This is a genomic window from Providencia sp. PROV261, from assembly GCF_028477945.1.
GTDB lineage: Bacteria > Pseudomonadota > Gammaproteobacteria > Enterobacterales > Enterobacteriaceae > Providencia > Providencia stuartii.
Genome location: NZ_JAMPMC010000011.1, coordinates 1 through 18,209 on the forward strand (window position 1 = coordinate 1; position 18,209 = coordinate 18,209).

The following is an 18,209-nucleotide window of genomic DNA, read 5'->3' on the forward strand; positions in this document are numbered from 1 at the left end:
ATCATTAAGACCTTCTAGCTGTCCTATTCTCTAACCTTTTACGTTGATGAATAGCTTATTTAAAATAAAAAAAAGCCTCTAAAGAGAGGCCTATCATTTGTCAAAACGTTCAATTATAATATGTTAATATATGTTTTGCGCGCGCACTCGTCGTTCTGATTTTATTACTGGCTGAGCGCATAAAATATCAATATCTAACTGAATATTTAATGTTTCTAAACAGCCTAAAATAAAACTTTCGGCAACTTGTATTCTCTCACGTATTTCCCCTTCCCGTACTTTATATTTCCGACCAATAGCCCGCTTTGAATAACCTTTAACATAATAGTCCTCAATATAACTACGTTCACGCTCCATACCAACAACCCCAAGTTTGGCAACACATAAATCGATAACCAAACCATCTTCATCACTACACATTGGCCTACTCTTGCTTGTTGATGTTACCAAATCACGAAAACCAGCGGAGACAGATGACCAACCTATCGCACCACAATGATCGCCATATGACCAACCACCCCAATATGTAAGAATTTGTTGTATGTTTCTATTCATCATTTGCAACCTACCTTTCCTACACTGTTTTTAACTAATAACACAACTCATACTGCACCTTAAGCTCAGCTTTAGACGCTTTTATATTCAACTCACTAATAACAATATAAGTAGTATTAAACTACCAATATTTTTGTTTGTCAATTACAATAAAAATTGTATTATATCTAATAACAATAATTTTTATTCTTTATAAGAGGTTAACCTCATGTCACTAGCAAGCAGGATCCGGCAACGCCGGCAAGAACTAAACTTAACCCAGACTGAGTTAGCAGAAAAAGCGGGGATCAGTCAGCAATCAATCGAATCCATTGAAAATGGTAGAACCAAAAAACCAAGAAATATTATAGAGATAGCAAAAGCTCTTCAATCTCATCCTGAATGGCTACTCAACGGCAAAAGCATTATGCCAATATCCGAGGTCAATAGCCGACGAATTCCACTATTAAGTTATGTTCAAGCTGGGTTATTTAAGGATGCCAACCCGATCACTGACTATGAAGGGAATTTCGAATACATCTTAGTTGATGACGATATCAGCGCGAATGCATTTGCATTACGGGTTGAAGGCGACAGCATGACACCTGAGTTTAAAGAAGGTGACATCGTAGTGATTGATACCGAGATCTGGCCTAACCCAGGTGAATTTGTGTTTGCGAAAAATGGCGGGAACCAAGGAACATTCAAAAAATATCGGCCTACCGGTATTGGTACTGGTGAGTTTGAATTAGTGCCTCTTAACCCTGATTACCCAACGTTGAACAGTCACGATTATCAAATTTCACTCATTGGTGTCATGGTTGAGCACCGCATTTACCGCCGCAAAAGATAATTCTCTAGACCCCTCTCTTAACGCGTTTTCTCTGCAAACAAGAAAACGCGTTATCAAACACAGTAATTTTCTTTCTATTAAAAACAAGCAAATAGGTTTCTCAACCGAGAAATTACTACATTCATAGTTTACATTTACTATTTATATAGTAATATAACCATCGTAATACTAATTATACTGTAATAAAGTCAGCCTTCTTCAACCTAGGAGAACAAAAATTGAACGATGCATCAATAAAGGGATAGACGACTAACATGAATTTGCAGGTGAACTGTATTGGGTCGGTAATACCAGTGTTTAGTCTTGTAATACCGACAAAATCAAAGTTCAGTGAAAACATCTTGTTCACTTAATCATTTGAGGTTTTATGATGGATTTAGAACATATTATTAAAGAAAACACACAGGTAATGCGCCAATTAATTGCCATTTTACAGTCTAAGAGAGGCTGTTTTAACAACGATGATATTGAAAATAATGCACATCAATCTTTTGTTTACTCTCACACAGGTGCAACAGACTCACCTATAGAAAAAGATATTGATATTAATAGCCTTACATTAAAACAAATTATTGCATTATGTGTAATATATAAAGGCAATTTTGAGCAACTCACAGGATCACATATTAAGAAAATCAATCAAATATTAGATTTAAATACTACAGAGCAGCATAGGCAAATCGAAGCTTTACATATGACACTGGTAAATTTAGAACAAGTTACAAAATTGCCGAATATTGCTATTCATAATTTATGTATAGAAATTTTAGCAAATTGGGATAACTTACATGGCATTGCTGAACGTTGTGAATTTGTCCTATCCCTTATCAGTTCTAAACACGTAATTGAAGATAAAACAATTCATGTTGACCCTAATATTCTATTTTCACAAGCAGAGAGCCTTATACTGCAATTAGCTAAAAATGGATATCGAAATGAAGCAGTGGAAATTCTTAATCAATTTAAAGCAAAAAAACTAAATCAAGTCGCCATAGAACATTTACCTGAGGTCATCAAAATAGCAAAAGGTATATTAAAAAATTAACCCTCTGCATTTTATCTCGTCGCAAAGATTTATTTTAATATTTAGGAGTTTTTATGGTGAATCAAAATAATGATAGTCCGCTCTACCTTAAAGTCGCTCGTGATGCGATACGTCTCGAAAGATCAGGTAAATACTTTGAAGCGTCCAAAGCATGGTCACAAGCTAATCGATTATCGCGTGTTTATCGTAACCAAATATGGTGTGAGCGCCGTGCTGATTTTTGTTATATGCAAATTCAAAGAGAAAAATATAAACTAATGGCTGACGATGAGTCTACAGAAAATTCTCTGATATGACACATATCAGCAGTATCTTTCATATAAAAATCGTTTAAACAACTCGCTATTTTTAATAGCGGGTTAATATTGTTAGCTTTTTATGCTAGCTGCGAAATAATGTTTTTATCTTTACAATAATACAGGAGATTATCTCTGTTGTTATATGTTTTTATACTTTTCACAGCCTATTATCATGACTTTTTCAATAAACCCACTTATCCTTAAGTAGAATATATTTCCTTCGCAAAAAATATCGGGTAAATTATATAGATATAAAATGGAGTGATCATATGAACCCGATAGTAGTAAAGACAAGAAAAAATCTATTAAGATTACAAGCAAAATACCTAGCCCAAAATAAAGGTATTACTATCGATGATGCTTTTGATCTTTTATTAAAGCCTAACAATAACGCTAAAAATTCGCTCACATACACTCATCGTGTAAGAAAAGGTAGGCGGCAACATCAACCCTCTTCACTTTTAACCGGCTTATTCAATAAAACCTATGTAAGAGATTGGACAAAAACCAAATAATATTTCATCCGCCTATTAGATATGGTAACTAATAAGCTACTAGGGGGGTTACTTAAAAGGAAGTATCAATGAGCGTATTAAAAAGGGTTGTTACAGGGAAGTATTCTCTCGCTGTTACAGTTTGGGGTTTTTGGCTATTTTTAGAGCTATGCAGCTCCTCCGTATTTTTACTAATGAAAAGTAGTGATGCTATTCCAATCAAAACACAGCTTTTTCTTATCTTTTTTCTATTCATATTTAAAACATCGTATTCTATCGCCATTATAACGGGCGTTTTTCACATGTTAAAAAGCAAAGTGACGATTTGGCGTGTCGTTGTTATCCTGTTGTTAAGTGTTCAAATTATCTGTTTAATAATCGCGATGATAAATTGGTGTATGGTCGCCCTACCTGATATTATTAATTATCAGATATATGAAGAAAGTACTAAAAGCCTGTTTCAATGACAGGCTATAATTTATTACTGTCAGCCGGCATTAATCTGGCAATGCCCTAGGAATAGAGTATCACCTATTTGACTATGTTATTTCTATAAAGATTATATAGGCTCTAAATTCTCAAATTTATACAGTGCCCTCAATTTAAAAGGGGAACAAAAATAGTTTAACCCCATTGAAATCTTTATGCTTGAGTCTATAAATAGGCTTTGCATTGCTTTGATGGTGTCTTGTTGGGCTTTTATTACCCAGCTAATGAGTCTTTAGTGACATTTACCCCCCTATATGTTTTAATTTAACTTAAGGTTTGATGGTAAAAGAAAATTTTATGGGTTCATTAAAAAAGCTTGTTCAAGGTGAATATTCAATTCATCTTTTATTCATTATAATTTGGTATGTTGGAACTGCATCTATTCAATTTATTTTTGAAAAATACCCAACAGCTCAGGGCATATATCGAATAGATACAATGCTTTATCTCTTTGCGACTTCAAGATTTCTTCAAGCTTTATTATCTTTAATTGCTTTTGTTGGTATTTTTTCGACACAAAGGAAGCAATTAACAAAAGTAGGGATGATTTATTTAATTATTATCGCACCAGCGTTATCCTTTTACATCGCCTCGTTTTATGATCTCATAATATATATCAATGCTGGTGATTGTGAGTCATCACCTTGGTGCATGAGGACTTACTTTACTAAATAGCAGGCATGATGATATTTGTCTGCTCTTCGTTTTTACACAGCCAAATCAGATTATCAGAACATTAATTTAAACTTATCATAATGCAAAAATCTGATTACACCATAATAAGTCCATCAACGATCAAGAGGATATGCCACCAAAAGACAATGGTCATGAATAACGTTGTCAATTACACACACCAGATAATCTCGAGGAAAATGGTGAATATTCAGCTAGGTATTGATGTGTAATTTATTTTCTAGCATTTTCTTTCGCTTTCTGATGAATTTTATCTTTCATTTCTTTTGTTATTTTTTGGTAAGTTTCTACAGTGCCATCATCAGAAACAGTATTCATAAAAATATCATCACCTCTTTTTTTAATTGTCACAGATACTTTTACAGGCTCGACCTCACCAAAATCTATTGGTTCTATTTTTCCATTGATTGTATAAGTCATTTTGGTCACTTCTTGCGTTAACACGCTAGAATTCGGGTCAAATTTCCACAAAGATTCTTGTTTGATTTCTTCTACATTATCACCTAGTTCAATCAGCAATGCATCTCTCGCAACACCATTCGGAGCTAGGATCATCAGTTTAAGAATTCTTACTTCGGGTGTATTATTTGTATCAAACCAATAGCCATATAAATCACTTGTTGAGTATGGTTGCGGGAGCACGTCAATTTTTGTCTTTTTTTCCGCTGTTTCATTTTCACCAGCCATACTGACACTGGTGATACAGAAAAGAGCGCATAGCATAACAATCAAAGAGAATATTTTTTTCATTATTTAAATACACAAATTTATTTATAGAGCCTTAGTCGCCAACAAATATCGACTACACCTCAAACAATCCATTTTTATCAAATCGTAATGTGCTGTAATAGGACAGATCATTAAATAGCTTTCCATTACCAAGAGTTGTCATTCCAGCTTTTTTCTCACAGTCACCATCTTTAACAAAACTCACGCTATCTACTCTTCATTTCAAGCCGAACGGAGCATCTGGTTTTCTGCCGCAGCCTACCAATAATGCAATCAGAGCAGCTGCCACGAATATTTTTCCATTATTCGTACTCTGCCCCTGAAACTATTTTTTGACCATTGGCACATTTAGCTACCACAAATCCATCATTTGCCCACATTTTTACCACATATGAGTCTGGGCTATTCTGAATTACTTTAACGGGATATTCACCAATTAATTGATTATACATCTTATTGACATCTGATTTGCATGGCGAAAATGGCATAGTGTCAGTTCCAAGTATTTGCTCATATTTTTCTTTTGGCGGATTGCCTGAATCTACAAGTTTATTTAATTCCTCCTTTGTATAAGATGTTCCTGCATAAACGCTAAAACCAATACAAGATAAAACAATTGCAATTATTGACTTTTTCATCATCCCATCCTCACACTCAGTTTTTTATTAATTTAATTGATGTTATACCGAAAGCAGCGTAAAACAAAGCAAACAATTAGGTACAAAAAACCTGCCGGAGCAGGTTATTCACTAGTGCTTGAGCTACCAATTCACTTGCTATTCAGAAAATTACTTACTAAATGCAATCAAAACAAAAATAGCAAGGGGAGGTGTGATGACCACATCTGCTACAACGGTAAATGGTGTAGCTATTATCTTTGCAATCAAATTACCTGCATTAAATGATTTCTGTTCTTCGGAAGCATACAGTTCAACAGTATATAATTCATTTAGTTTTGCATTGGAAGTTACTGGTAAGCTTATATCATTCCTATCAATAATATACCCTTTAATTGGCACAGTTCTTACCCAAGATGATTTATCATTTCCTTGTGCCCTATTCTTAAAGCCTGCCTGCTCTAAGGCCTTTATTTGTGCGTCAGTAAATTGAAATTTGGGATCAGTGTATACAAAGTAATTCTGCATAAATTCGATCGGTGATTGACTGTTGCTATTGGGAAGTATTTTAATTCGAATTATTCCCTTGGGATTATCAAATGCAGTTAATGGGATTATTTTCACTAATTCATTTAACTCCATTAATTCAGAAGAGCCACTGGTTAATAAATAGGCGTACTTTTCTCCTATAAAACCGAATCCAGAATCCGGAAATTTGATATCATTTATATCGTTTTTTGTTGTTTTACTTTCAATTTTAATATTTTTATATTCAAAACTGGCAATTATTTTATCTGTTAACTTAACAACATTTTGTGATTTGGTTTCGACTGTTGGGTTATCTTCCCAAAAGTTTTTTGTTAAACATCCCGTAGAGCTTAAAATCGATATGCTCAAAAAACACGCTAGTAATTTTTTCATTCCATTGCCTCAATAAGTTTAGCTTAAGTTCAATGAATATTAGGGCAACACCTCATTTAAGGCAATAAAAAACCCACCGAAGTGGGTTCATTTGATTTTACCATGACAGTGTTTATATTTTATATCCATTATTACAATCGCAAAGGCTGTTTCTATGTGGAGAGAGTTTTTTTCTTTTCACCAAAACGCCATTTTGTGGCTGCCAATTTGGTATTGTAATTTTCTTTACTATCTCACTAAAGCCAAGAATTTCAGATGCGTGTATAACAAACCCTAAATTTAACATTGTACTATTGGTAACTTTTGCATTTTCTTGTGCGGGTATGTCCACGCCACATTAATTGAGACACACTAAATTAAAGTTTTCTAACTGTTTACGATAGGCCTCCGGAGGGAGGTGATTTAAACTTTCGTGCGTTCGGTTTTGGTTATAATCTTGCTGCTAATACCACGCTAATTCTCTAACTTGACTCAATGATTCAAATAAATACGCATTTAAAAATTCACGATGGAACGAGCCATTAAAACGTTCGATAAAGCCATTTATTGCGGTTTGCCCGGTTGAATATGGCACAGTGACGCAGCCACTCAATAATCTAGATACTGTCAAACCTAATAAGATGTGCTTCATTCCTATCCCCACATCAACTTAGAGGAGCCTTTCCCCATAGCCTATATGTTATATAGTGCAATGGGGAGCAAATCGTTATTTATTCTTAGTGGAGTTACTCCAGATCTTTATCAAAATAATCATCTAATTTACTCACATGCTCACAGCGACTTTCAAACCCATTGGGGATACCTCCATTTCTCATCCACTCTTCGCATGACGCAGCTACTTTTCCATAGGTATATGCCCCTGTCATTGCTATGTATACAAACCTTTCACATTTTTGTTTATCATTCTGATCGTCACATATCAGCTTTTTCATTTCTTCCATTTCATAAACGCCACCCGCACCTGTACCTTCAGGTGCTAGTACAGTTGCATTTGTAGGAACTGATAGCAATGAACCCAATACAAAAAAACTGCTTAATAAGATTTTATTCACGTTACCCCCTACTTGTTTTAAGCCATGGTAACTAACGTAAAGAACAAAACAAAGCAAAAGACCTCAGTTAAGAAGCGTAATATGTGATCTGGATTGCAAGCCCATCCTTGGGCTATGTGTGGTTAGGCTACGGCTTTGTATTCTTTATCGTGAATAACTAATCCATTCCAATTCTTTTTCATTGGTAACTCACCTGCAAGATAAAGCTCATAAAGACGTTTAGCACCTTTCTTCAATAATACAGGCTGATATTTGATGAATGGCTCATGACCGTGAGGATTAATTTCACTCTGATTTGGTCTCGTGATATAACCAGCTGCGTTCTGCTAGCCACATTTGAACCTGTTGAGTATTTACGCCATTAAAGCATTTACAGAATTGTGTTGGTGTCATGCCTTCTTTGAACAGGTTTGACATGCATTCAACTTTGTTGTTCAGTTCTTTATTAGTGTGTTCAAGTACAATAACTTTTTCTGAATACGTGAGTACTCCACACTAAAAAATGGATTAATACTGGACGGATAAGCGGGTCTCGCAAAGACCCAAAAAAGAAAAAGCCACCTTGGCCATTTGCTAGAGCAAACTGTATTGAAGCTTTGAATGACAGCATGCACAATAACACTGAAAGTGTGTAAGAAGAGGAAATAAGATATCAATCTTCCTAAGGGGTAAGATTGGTATGTGAAGTGGCATTGTTAATTTGCTAAAGCCATTGGCGTCGCGTTAAACGATACTGCGTGCAAGGTTCTTCGCAGTTAGATTGGGAACCATCATAGGTATGTGTTTGTGCATAAGGAGGCGAAAAATAGAGCGGATGGAACATTAACGCCAGCAGTGAGAAGGTATGCTCATTTAGCGCCGAATCATCTAACTGAACATGCAATGAAGATAGACGAGCTAATGTCACACGATGACACAAATATGTCCCATCAGTTATTAGAGGTGGTTAAATGACATGAATTACAAGCAAGAAAAAACCCGCTACATCTATGAAATGTAACGGGTTCTTATTTGGTGCCGGCTACCGGAGTCGAACTGGTGACCTACTGATTACAAGTCAGTTGCTCTACCAACTGAGCTAAGCCGGCGAATTTGGCGGAAGGATAGAGATTCGAACTCTAGGATGGTTTCCCATCGGCGGTTTTCAAGACCGCTGCCTTCGACCGCTCGGCCATCCTTCCATGGGGCGCGATTATGGAGGAATCGGCGCAGCTTGTCTACCCCTGAAAGTAAAAAAATTGATTTTTTCGTTCTGTTTGGCTAATCTTCACTCAATTGTTCTCTATTTCATAATAAAAGTGCTAATATCTGTGCAAAATCGGTGTCTCAATTTTTCATAGGCGTATGATTTTTAGTCAATTAATATATTTTTGCCGACAGGACAGTTCACCACAATATGTACAGACAATCTTTGATAAAAACCATTTTACTCTCACGCCTATTTTACGTCTTTATTCTGCTACTTGTCGTGATGCTCTCGCTGTCGCTATATAATTCGTATCACTCGTGGCTACTTAGCCGCCAAGCCTCCTTGAATACCATAGCGAAACAATTGGCCTACCAAATAGAGGATTATCGTTACCAAGCTAACTTGATGTATAAACAGGTTAACGAAAAACCAGCCACTACAAACTTAAATACGACACCGGCCTCCCCTGCCCGTATTACGAAAATTCGTCATGACGTTTATTGGCTAGGCAGTACAAATCAAACCATTGATGCAATTTTATTTGGGAGTGATAGTGAGCGAAATAGCTTATTAGCAACAAAATTAGCTAACTACATGGAAATCGTCTGGGGGGCGCGAAATGAATATAACTCGATGTATTACCTCAATGGCACTGATAACACGCTGATCTTGGTCACCACGCACTCTATATTAAAGCCCGAGTTACGTTATAAAGAGAGCTATCTGACAATGACCGCTGAAGAAAAGCGTACAGATATGCTAACTCAGTCGACACTCTTAGATAGAAGAGAGATCATTTCTAACCTACAAAAGCTGGCACCTGAGAATATCTATTATTATACCTATCGTCTGATGTTTAATTCACCTGGCCAATTAACCAGCGTGATTTCGTTTGATATATCGATCAACTCGATACTCCCAACAAACCTGAAAGGCGATAATATCTCGTTATCGCCACGTAATAATGATACCGCTAAAGGAACAAATGTTGAGGTGCGAGGAACGAGCTTAGTTTTCGCACAGCATATTGAAGGTAGCAACTATCAAGTTTATTACCGAGTACCGTTAAAAGACCTGATTGTCGGTGTTATTGGCTATAATATATGGCTGCTTACTTGTATGGTTGTCGTGATATTGCTTGTCTTCTTTACAAGCGTCTTTATCCGTAACCGGATCATTTCACCGAACTCAGTCATGCAACACCAATTAGAGCTTCAAGAGACACTGAATAACGATATTATCAATAATATTAGTTATGGCATTCTAGTGTATGATTTTACATCAAATAAAAAATTACTGAGTAATAATGTGGTAAACGCCTTATTGCCTTCGATGGATCTCAACCATATTAAAGAATTGGCGACCCATAACCATGATATGATCCAAATCTCGATTGAGAATAACGTTTATGAAGTTATCCTCGTCAATATCAGTATGCTAGAAGATACTTATCTCTTCATTATTATTGATAAAGATAAAGAGGCATTAACTCAACGCCGACAAGAGATGGCTAATCGCGAATATAAGAAAAATATTCAACTGAGAAAAGTGGTGTTTGAGAACATGCAACATGAAGTTCAACCTTCATTAACCGAGCTGAATAAAGCGGTGGGTGGGCTGATTGAAGCTTCTGAAGATGATAAGCACGAATTTATTGATACGATAGTCGCCCAAACGACCCATATTAATCGTTGGTTTAATAATATTAACTTATTAAACTCCTTAGAATCTTCCTCTGGAAAACTACAAACTGAAAAAATCTCGGTGAGTTTGCTGCTTACTCAATTCTTAAAACAAAACCTTTTCCGCCTTAAAAATAAAGGGTTATCGCTCTACTTCTATAATAATATTAATCCAGATTCTCTATTTTCATTAGAGCCGACCTACTTAAAACATCTATTGCAGTTAATCCTAGAGTATTCCGTTGATACCACTGCATTTGGGAAAATTGCCGTTAGCCTGAATTATCAGGAAGATAAAAAAACCATCATTATTGATATTAAAGATAGCGGTATGGGCCTGACAAATCAGGAGTTAGCCAATATTCAGCATCCATTCTCAGGGCAAGTATTAAACGCATCACGGTTTAACCGCTCAGGGATCACCTTATATTTATGCAAGGCTATCTGTAAAAAGATGAATGGCAGCTTTACCGTTAAAAGCAGCCCTGCAATAGGCTCTCACTATCAATTAACTTTACCTACAAAATCAGCAATCATTGCCGATAGCTATCCTACATTACTCGAAGATATTCATATTCGTTTAGCAATTCACAATATTGATACATCACGAATTGTCAGAAATATCCTATCTAATTATGGTGCAGACTTTTTAGATTTACACGAAAGTTCACCGCATACGGATTGGGATCTATTGATAACAGATAATGATGATAATCAGTTTAAAAACATAATAAAAATTTCTGGAACAACGTCAGGTGTCAACTCAATCACACCACAGCACATAGAAGTTAACTATAACTTTGCAGATGAGCTGATTGATGCTATATCTTTGCTTATTGAAAATGCACAAGCCGATGATGACGAGTTGGCGTCGGTGGTCGGAATTCCACTTTCCCAGCACGATACGACACCAACAACTGATGAATCGATGGAAAGCATACTTCAAACTTATCAAAATATTTTATCAAATAGCGATTATAAGGATTTGTTTATAACAACAGTTCCGATAGATATTAATAAACTGTATACTAGTGAAAGTCTTGAGGATTTGGCCGAATTGAAAAACACAGCACACCGTTTAAAAGGAGTTTTTGCTATGCTAGATTTTAGGTTCCTTCACAAGCTTTGTGAAGATTTGGAACTTTACATAGCAGAAGGAAATAGCTTAAAAATAAGTAATTGCATTAGAGAGCTGGATGTTTCAGTGGAAAAGCTAATGCCAAAAGGTAACCAATAATATGAATAACCTAAATGTCATTGTTGCCGATGATCATCCTATTGTTCTTTTCGGTATCAGAAAGTCACTCGAACAGATTGAATGGGTCAATATCGTTGGTGAATTTGAAGATTCAACGTCTTTAATTAATAACTTAGCGCGTTTAAATGCCGACGTCTTAGTCACTGATTTATCAATGCCTGGTGATAAATACGGCGATGGTATTACGTTAATCAAATATATTAAACGTCACTACCCTGATCTTTCTGTCATTGTTCTCACCATGAACAATAACCCTGCGATTTTAAGTGCAATCCTTGAGCTAGATATTGAAGGTATTGTTTTAAAACAAGGCGCGCCTGCTGATCTACCAAAAGCTTTAGCCGCATTACAAAAAGGGAAAAAATTTACCCCTGAGAGTGTGAGTAAGCTACTTGAGAAAGTGAATGCAAGTGGTTATGGAGATAAGCGCTTATCGCCAAAAGAGAGTGAAGTTTTACGTCTCTTTGCAGAAGGCTTTTTGGTCACAGAAATAGCTAAAAAATTGAATCGTAGTATTAAAACGATTAGTAGCCAAAAGAAATCAGCAATGTTGAAACTCGGTGTCGACAACGATATCGCATTACTTAACTACCTGTCTTCTGTTAGCATCGATAACTCATCTACCGATTAATCGATAAATCACCTTTATGTTATTGCTGAAAAACCCGATACAAACGGGTTTTTCTCTTTAACGCTTTTACCGGGTAGCTTATTTATTACCCACGAATTTCAATAAGGTTTCTTTCAAGGTTGTGATTTTGGTTGGCTTAGATAGACAGCCATTCATACCTGCATCCCGGCAACGTTGCTTCTCCTCCTCCATTGCATTTGCTGTTAATGCAATAATTGGAACTGTTGAACCTAAGTTTCGTAACGCTTTAGACAGCCCATAACCATCCATATTTGGCATATTCACATCGGTTAAAACGATATCAACCGTATGGTTTTCTAGATATTTCAGTGCATCAATACCATCAACGGCAGTACAAGTGCTAAAACCAATATTGGATATTTGATCGCTTAACATCACCCTATTGATTGGATGATCATCAACAATTAATACTTGATATGAACTCAATGAACCATCTATCTCAAGGGAGTTTGCTTTATTGCTCTCTTCTTTTGCAGCCTGCTCACCTCGTGATTTCGAAATAAATTTATCGATGATTGATGGTAACTTTTCATTCTGATAAGTGTTATATAACCATTTGTTAGGCGACTCTTCACGCAAATCACCAACATATAGATTACACAGATGAAGTACTTTTTTACTCTTTAACTCATGAGAGTCTTGGTTATCGGTGATCAATAAATCATAACTTTCTGCCTTATCAATTTCTTTATCAACACAGACAACAAAATGGTTATGTCTAAGTAGTCTGGTTAAAAAGCTAGAAAGACATTGGTTCCGGCAAATAATCGCTATCCGATAATGAAAGCGGTATTCCGGAATAGCATGTTCGGTATACTTTTGGCCATAAAGTGGGATACGGATAATAAAGGAGCTACCCAAGCCTATTTGCGAATTAACTTCAATATCTCCATCCATCAAGTTAATCAACTTTTCACAGATTGCTAACCCTAAACCTGTACCTTTATGCCCCAAGTTATTTTGGTCATGCACTTGGAAGAAGGGATCAAAAAGTTGTAACACAACCGCTTGCGGCATGCCTATCCCTGAGTCTTTAATTTCAATCTTTAAATAGTTTTCGTCACGCCAAACATAGAAGAAGACAAAACCAGAATCTGTGAATTTAATACTATTATTGATGATATTCGATATCACCTGCTGTAGCCTTACCGCATCACTCAATAGCAAATCAGGCACATTAGGTTCAATAAAGGAATAAAGCGCTATCTGTTTTTTCGCGACTAAAGGCAAGTAGTTAGCTAAGACAAAAGCAAAAACATCACGGCAATTAAATAGTTTATATTCAATGTTTAGTTGATTAGATTCAATTTTTGAAAAATCCAATATATCACTGATAATTTGCAGCAACAGTGAGGATGAATTATCCATCGTGGTTACAAGACGATTCGCTTTATCGGATAACTCAAGCCGCTGTAATAATTCAATATTACCGATAATACCATATAGTGGCGTACGTAATTCATGACTCACCGTTGCCAAGAACATGGATTTAGCATGGTTAGCCTGTTCCGCAGCATCAGCCACATCTTGTAAGGATTTCTCCATCTGAACACGGATACTAATATCAATCAGTACGCATATAGCAACATCTTCGTTTTGATAACGCGAATTAACAAAGCTTATTTGTAGATGTGTACTACTACTAGTCACAACATCAATGTAATTACTCGATTTTTGGCGAATAATTGTCAGTATGCGCTGTTTATCATCTTCACTTAATAAGCGGAAATAATCGTGAGCTAATTCATTACTCAGAATGTTGCCACCATCACTTAACCTTAGAATGATGATGCCGACAGGCGCCGATGCTACAATTTTATGGTTAAACTGTTCATGCTCTTCAAGGCGAATAGCGGTATTCGCGGCTGGCACTAGCATTTTGCGCTCTAACAACCAAATGAGGAAAAAGATCAGGCAGCCAGAGGTGATATTAATAACGATACTATAAAAAATGGACGCTCTATGCTCTGCAAATATCTCGCTGGTGGGAACAGCATACACCACTGTCATTAATGATGGCGATAAGCGCTTTTTAAAAATCAGTTTTGAATAATCGGAGCTAAAGCCAAAAAAACTAGGCTCAGAAATAGAGAGTAAATTGGAATTTTTAGGATTCAAGTCCGTTGGGTAATATAAAACCGGTTGGTTATACGAATTAAGGACGACCACTTCAAAGGATTTATTCGAACGTTGTATAAATTGATTTAAGCTGATTGTTCTCTCTAAACCAATAAACCCATACAGAAGGCTACTCACATAAATAGGTTGGATCAGATACAACTGCCCTGAATCGGTTTGAGCACCATGAACAATCGTATATAAGTTACGCTCTTGCCCTTGTAATCTTAGGCTTTGATAGGAACGTATATTTTCGTAGCCAACCTTTTTTAAGATCTCAATGTCAGATACGGTCGTACGGATTGGAAAATCCATCATGCAGTAACTCTTAGAGCCTATTACAAAGACATGATTTAACCCTTGCGGAGCAGCAATACTGTCTTTCCAAAAATAAATGAGTTGTTCGAATGCGTTTAGGTAATCACTGGTTCTATTTTTAAAATAGGTACAATCCGCCTCGGGTGATAATGGGTACAGGCTATAGGAACCAGTGGCAGGTAATGTGACGTAATTTGGTTCATTTTCCAGGCGCTCTTCATGTTGTTCAGTCATAAACTGGATAGAGCGCAATGTGGTACCGGTTTGCAAAATGAACGCCTGCATATTTTCAAACCCTGAATAAAACTGCTGGCGTATATCTGACTTGCTTTCATTAAATTGGGTATAAAGGAAGAATAAGGTAATAAAAACCCCCATTCCCCATAGCATTAAGCCGAGGATACGGAATAAATCACGGGATAATCGTAATGATGTTCTAAATGACGGTAAATATCTCAAGATCTATCCTACACAGGCTATGTTACTGTGACTGAGTATACTCGATAAAAGTTGTAAAAAGCGATAGTTGTTAAACTGGATGGTTAGATAGCAAAACGGGCGGTAAACCGCCCGTCGAATCAATGACCCATACATTTATTCAGGCGTATTGGTTCCCATGTCTGTGCTAGGTATATCCTCTGCACCTGCTTCATCAGAGTTTTCATCTTCCTCTGTTTCAGCGACACGTTGTAAACCAACAACTTTTTCTTCTTCCGCTGTTCTAATCAGCGTCACACCTTGTGTATTACGGCCAACAACACTAACTTCCGAAACGCGTGTACGCACTAAAGTACCAGCATTCGTGATCATCATAATCTGATCGGTTTCATCCACTTGGATAGCCCCAACCACATTACCATTACGCTCACTGACTTTAATTGAGATCACACCTTGAGTTGCCCGCGATTTCGTTGGGTACTCTTGCTCAGCTGTACGTTTACCATAACCGTTTTCAGTCACAGTTAAGATATGGCCTTCGCCGCGAGGGATAATCAGTGAAACCACTTTGTCTTCATCGGCTAGACGAATACCACGTACCCCAGTTGCAGTACGTCCCATTGGGCGAACCGCATCTTCGGCAAAACGGACAACCTTACCTTGAGCAGAGAACAGCATGACTTCATTTGAACCATTGGTTAAATCAACACCAATCAATTCATCGCCTTCATTGAGGTTAACGGCAATAATACCGGCACTTCTTGGGCGGCTAAAGTCTTGCAATGCCGTTTTCTTCACCGTACCACTCGCCGTTGCCATAAAGACATAGTAGCCTTCTTCGTATTCACGAACTGGCAAGATAGCGGTAATACGCTCATCTTGTTCAAGTGGCAACAAGTTCACAATTGGACGACCCCGTGCTCCACGGCTGGCCTCTGGTAATTGGTAAACTTTCATCCAATATAGGCGACCACGGCTAGAGAAGCATAGGATGGTGTCGTGGGTATTCGCCACCAGCAAACGCTCAATAAAGTCTTCTTCTTTAATGCGTGCTGCCGATTTACCTTTACCGCCACGGCGTTGCGCTTCGTAATCAGACAGTGGTTGATATTTCACATAGCCTTGGTGAGACAGTGTTACCACCACATCTTCTTGGCTAATCAAATCTTCAATGTTGATATCCGCTGTATTTTCGGTGATCTCAGTACGACGAGCATCATTATACAGTTCACGGATAGCTTCTAACTCTTCGCGAATAACTTCCATTAAACGCTCAGGGCTACGTAGAATATACAACAGTTCTTCGATTTGCTTCAGAAGATCACGGTATTCTTCCAGCAGTTTCTCATGCTCAAGCCCGGTCAGTTTTTGCAGACGCAAATCCAAAATCGCTTGGGCTTGTTGCTCAGTCAGATAGTATTGACCGTCGTGTACGCCATATTGTTCTTCAAGCCATTCTGGGCGTGCTGCATCATCACCGGCACGCTCAAGCATCGCAGCCACATTACCAAGATCCCAAGGGCGTGCAATCAACCCTGCCTTCGCTTCTGCTGGCGTCGGTGCACGACGAATTAACTCGATAATAGGATCAATGTTAGCTAATGCAACGGCTAATGCTTCAAGAATATGTGCTCGTTCACGTGCTTTACGCAATTCAAAAATAGTGCGGCGAGTCACCACTTCACGGCGGTGGCGAACGAACGCAGCAATAATATCTTTTAAATTAAGGATTTTCGGTTGGCCTTGATGCAAGGCTACCATATTAATGCCGAACGAGACTTGAAGCTGAGTCAGCGAGTAAAGATTGTTAAGGACAACCTCTCCTACCGCATCACGTTTCACTTCAATCACGATACGCATGCCGTCTTTATCAGACTCATCGCGTAATGCACTAATTCCTTCAACACGTTTTTCTTTAACGAGTTCAGCTATTTTCTCAATAAGACGAGCTTTGTTTACCTGATAAGGAATTTCGCTGACAATAATCGTTTCGCGGCCATTTTTTTCGTCAACTTCGACCTCAGCACGCGCACGAATATAGACCTTACCACGGCCAGTACGGTACGCATCGATAATTCCACGGCGACCATTAATGATAGCGGCAGTCGGGAAATCAGGCCCTGGGATGTGCTCCATCAGACCTTCAATGCTAATATCTTCATCATCTATATAAGCAAGGCAACCGCTGATCACTTCCCCTAGGTTGTGTGGAGGAATGTTCGTTGCCATCCCAACAGCAATACCTGACGAACCATTAACCAATAGGTTAGGGATTTTCGTAGGCATAACTTCAGGGATTTGCTCTGTACCATCATAGTTTGGGACGAAATCAACGGTCTCTTTTTCAAGATCCGCTAACATTTCATGGGCAATTTTCGCCATACGGATTTCCGTATAACGCATTGCAGCTGCGGAATCTCCGTCAACTGAACCAAAGTTCCCCTGACCATCTACCAGCATATAACGCATAGAAAAAGGCTGAGCAAGACGAACGATTGTCTCATAAACAGCGATATCACCATGTGGATGGTATTTACCGATAACGTCCCCGACTATACGGGCAGATTTTTTATAGGGTTTATTCCAATCATTTCCCAATACATTCATCGCAAACAGTACTCTGCGGTGTACTGGCTTCAGTCCATCTCGAACATCTGGAAGCGCGCGCCCGACAATAACGGACATCGCATAATCCAAATACGAACTTTTGAGTTCTTCTTCGATATTGACCGGTGTGATTTCTCTGGCAATGTCGCTCATGGAACCACTGTCCCTCATAACTTCGGATTCAAAGGTTTAGAACTATACCACAATTCGCCAATTTAATA

At 37.6% G+C, this 18,209-nt stretch carries 15 protein-coding genes, 2 tRNA genes and 2 pseudogenes; 9 read left to right on the top strand and 10 right to left on the bottom strand.

The features are described 5' to 3' along the window. Window positions 1-123: 123 nt before the first annotated feature. Complete coding sequence (locus PR675_RS07340) at window positions 124-558, bottom strand: antiterminator Q family protein (RefSeq protein ID WP_004921028.1); 435 nt, start codon at window positions 556-558, stop codon at window positions 124-126. 205 nt (window positions 559-763) lie between these two features. Between PR675_RS07340 and PR675_RS07345 the strand changes: the two genes are divergently transcribed. The 6 genes from PR675_RS07345 to PR675_RS07370 all read left to right on the top strand — a co-directional run bounded on the left by PR675_RS07345 (window position 764) and on the right by PR675_RS07370 (window position 4,389). Further along, window positions 764-1,387, top strand: coding sequence for a LexA family protein (locus PR675_RS07345; protein ID WP_004921030.1), 624 nt, complete (start codon window positions 764-766; stop codon window positions 1,385-1,387). Between the two features lie 370 nt (window positions 1,388-1,757). Further along, window positions 1,758-2,432, top strand: a complete 675-nt coding sequence (locus PR675_RS07350; protein ID WP_272582712.1) for a hypothetical protein — start codon at window positions 1,758-1,760, stop codon at window positions 2,430-2,432. Window positions 2,433-2,485: 53 nt separating this feature from the next. Beyond that, complete coding sequence (locus PR675_RS07355) at window positions 2,486-2,728, top strand: ANR family transcriptional regulator (protein ID WP_004921036.1); 243 nt, start codon at window positions 2,486-2,488, stop codon at window positions 2,726-2,728. 272 nt (window positions 2,729-3,000) lie between these two features. Next, on the top strand, window positions 3,001-3,246 hold the full coding sequence (locus PR675_RS07360; protein WP_053110441.1) for a hypothetical protein: 246 nt from the start codon (window positions 3,001-3,003) through the stop codon (window positions 3,244-3,246). Between the two features lie 68 nt (window positions 3,247-3,314). Next, a complete protein-coding gene (locus PR675_RS07365) occupies window positions 3,315-3,692 on the top strand; it encodes a hypothetical protein (protein WP_053110443.1) in 378 nt (125 codons plus the stop codon). A 319-nt stretch (window positions 3,693-4,011) separates the two neighbouring features. After that, window positions 4,012-4,389 carry a hypothetical protein gene (locus tag PR675_RS07370; RefSeq protein ID WP_225829657.1) on the top strand — a complete coding sequence of 126 codons (378 nt, stop codon included), beginning with the start codon at window positions 4,012-4,014 and terminating at the stop codon, window positions 4,387-4,389. A 231-nt stretch (window positions 4,390-4,620) separates the two neighbouring features. Here PR675_RS07370 and PR675_RS07375 read toward each other — a convergent pair whose 3' ends face one another. From PR675_RS07375 to PR675_RS07395, 5 genes and pseudogenes are all read right to left on the bottom strand, one after another. Further along, window positions 4,621-5,094 (bottom strand): hypothetical protein, encoded by a 474-nt coding sequence (locus PR675_RS07375; RefSeq protein ID WP_223854805.1) that lies wholly within the window; start codon window positions 5,092-5,094, stop codon window positions 4,621-4,623. A 344-nt stretch (window positions 5,095-5,438) separates the two neighbouring features. Beyond that, on the bottom strand, window positions 5,439-5,774 hold the full coding sequence (locus PR675_RS07380) for a hypothetical protein (RefSeq protein ID WP_014656243.1): 336 nt from the start codon (window positions 5,772-5,774) through the stop codon (window positions 5,439-5,441). 150 nt (window positions 5,775-5,924) lie between these two features. Next, window positions 5,925-6,674 carry a hypothetical protein gene (locus PR675_RS07385; protein WP_014656244.1) on the bottom strand — a complete coding sequence of 250 codons (750 nt, stop codon included), beginning with the start codon at window positions 6,672-6,674 and terminating at the stop codon, window positions 5,925-5,927. A gap of 337 nt (window positions 6,675-7,011) precedes the next feature. After that, window positions 7,012-7,253: pseudogene (locus PR675_RS07390) on the bottom strand (integrase core domain-containing protein); the annotation flags it as partial. A gap of 146 nt (window positions 7,254-7,399) precedes the next feature. Then, complete coding sequence (locus tag PR675_RS07395; RefSeq protein WP_239686465.1) at window positions 7,400-7,726, bottom strand: hypothetical protein; 327 nt, start codon at window positions 7,724-7,726, stop codon at window positions 7,400-7,402. 705 nt (window positions 7,727-8,431) lie between these two features. Between PR675_RS07395 and PR675_RS07400 the strand changes: the two are divergent. Continuing rightward, window positions 8,432-8,680 (top strand): annotated as a pseudogene (locus PR675_RS07400) (hypothetical protein); the annotation flags it as partial. A gap of 58 nt (window positions 8,681-8,738) precedes the next feature. Here PR675_RS07400 and PR675_RS07405 read toward each other — a convergent pair. Continuing rightward, window positions 8,739-8,814 (bottom strand) — tRNA-Thr (locus PR675_RS07405). Window positions 8,815-8,819: 5 nt separating this feature from the next. Next, a tRNA-Ser gene (locus PR675_RS07410) sits at window positions 8,820-8,907 on the bottom strand. 215 nt (window positions 8,908-9,122) lie between these two features. On the opposite strand from PR675_RS07410, the gene rcsD reads away from it, so the two are divergent. Both rcsD and rcsB read left to right on the top strand, forming a co-directional pair. Continuing rightward, window positions 9,123-11,834 (top strand): phosphotransferase RcsD, encoded by a 2,712-nt coding sequence (gene rcsD, locus PR675_RS07415; RefSeq protein WP_053110450.1) that lies wholly within the window; start codon window positions 9,123-9,125, stop codon window positions 11,832-11,834. A 1-nt stretch (window position 11,835) separates the two neighbouring features. Further along, window positions 11,836-12,486 (top strand): response regulator transcription factor RcsB, encoded by a 651-nt coding sequence (gene rcsB, locus PR675_RS07420; protein ID WP_004921064.1) that lies wholly within the window; start codon window positions 11,836-11,838, stop codon window positions 12,484-12,486. A 78-nt stretch (window positions 12,487-12,564) separates the two neighbouring features. On the opposite strand, the gene rcsC is transcribed toward rcsB, so the two are convergent. Beyond that, entirely contained in the window at window positions 12,565-15,345 is a 2,781-nt protein-coding gene (rcsC, locus tag PR675_RS07425; protein ID WP_232626209.1) for a two-component system sensor histidine kinase RcsC, read from the bottom strand. A 192-nt stretch (window positions 15,346-15,537) separates the two neighbouring features. After that, window positions 15,538-18,141: a DNA topoisomerase (ATP-hydrolyzing) subunit A gene (gyrA, locus tag PR675_RS07430; protein ID WP_014656250.1), complete on the bottom strand. Its 2,604-nt coding sequence runs from the start codon at window positions 18,139-18,141 to the stop codon at window positions 15,538-15,540. Between the last annotated feature and the right edge of the window lie 68 nt (window positions 18,142-18,209).

What these genes read in the sequence shown, in the direction of transcription:
- PR675_RS07370 (WP_225829657.1), top strand. Translation starts at nt 4,012, where the DNA reads ATGGGTTCATTAAAAAAGCTTGTTCAAGGTGAATATTCAATTCATCTT.
- PR675_RS07375 (WP_223854805.1), bottom strand. Translation starts at nt 5,094, where the DNA reads ATGGCTGGTGAAAATGAAACAGCGGAAAAAAAGACAAAAATTGACGTG.
- PR675_RS07385 (WP_014656244.1), bottom strand. Translation starts at nt 6,674, where the DNA reads ATGAAAAAATTACTAGCGTGTTTTTTGAGCATATCGATTTTAAGCTCT.
- gyrA (WP_014656250.1), bottom strand. Translation starts at nt 18,141, where the DNA reads ATGAGCGACATTGCCAGAGAAATCACACCGGTCAATATCGAAGAAGAA.
- PR675_RS07345 (WP_004921030.1), top strand. Translation starts at nt 764, where the DNA reads ATGTCACTAGCAAGCAGGATCCGGCAACGCCGGCAAGAACTAAACTTA.
- PR675_RS07380 (WP_014656243.1), bottom strand. Translation starts at nt 5,774, where the DNA reads ATGAAAAAGTCAATAATTGCAATTGTTTTATCTTGTATTGGTTTTAGC.
- PR675_RS07365 (WP_053110443.1), top strand. Translation starts at nt 3,315, where the DNA reads ATGAGCGTATTAAAAAGGGTTGTTACAGGGAAGTATTCTCTCGCTGTT.
- rcsD (WP_053110450.1), top strand. Translation starts at nt 9,123, where the DNA reads ATGTACAGACAATCTTTGATAAAAACCATTTTACTCTCACGCCTATTT.
- PR675_RS07350 (WP_272582712.1), top strand. Translation starts at nt 1,758, where the DNA reads ATGGATTTAGAACATATTATTAAAGAAAACACACAGGTAATGCGCCAA.
- PR675_RS07360 (WP_053110441.1), top strand. Translation starts at nt 3,001, where the DNA reads ATGAACCCGATAGTAGTAAAGACAAGAAAAAATCTATTAAGATTACAA.
- rcsB (WP_004921064.1), top strand. Translation starts at nt 11,836, where the DNA reads ATGAATAACCTAAATGTCATTGTTGCCGATGATCATCCTATTGTTCTT.
- PR675_RS07340 (WP_004921028.1), bottom strand. Translation starts at nt 558, where the DNA reads ATGATGAATAGAAACATACAACAAATTCTTACATATTGGGGTGGTTGG.
- PR675_RS07355 (WP_004921036.1), top strand. Translation starts at nt 2,486, where the DNA reads ATGGTGAATCAAAATAATGATAGTCCGCTCTACCTTAAAGTCGCTCGT.